Here is a 371-nt window from a genome sequence, read left to right on the forward strand (position 1 = left end):
CGCGCCCCGACCCCGCCCACGGCCGCAATGAAGTGCGGCGCGGTCCCGTATTCGAGCCAGACGCCAAGCGAGTAGCTGAAGCCGCGCTTGACCGTGACGACGACGCGGATCGTGTCATCAGTGACCGGGCGGGCCTTGACGACGATATCCGCCGCCACGCGGTCGGACTCGCACCGATCGCGCGCCTCGTCCGCGATCACCCGCGCCCCCGCACGGGCCGCGCCGGGAAGCAACTTGGTCCGGCAATAGTCGGGTATGGCGGCCATGTAGCGCTTGACCGCATCGCGCCCCGTGACCTTGGCCACTTAGGCGGGGTTCCCCGCCGGGGTACTTTCCTCGGCCATGAACTCGACCAGATAACGCCGCCCGAT

General features: G+C 69.3%; 1 pseudogene. It reads right to left on the reverse strand.

Features of this window, described 5'->3' with window-relative positions:
- Nucleotides 1–305, reverse strand: a pseudogene (locus SM191_RS19660) (HK97 gp10 family phage protein); the annotation flags it as partial.
- Nucleotides 306–371: the final 66 nt, after the last annotated feature.

The sequence above is a fragment of the Sphingomonas sp. 2378 genome (assembly GCF_038084995.1).
Classification (GTDB): Bacteria; Pseudomonadota; Alphaproteobacteria; order Sphingomonadales; family Sphingomonadaceae; genus Sphingomonas.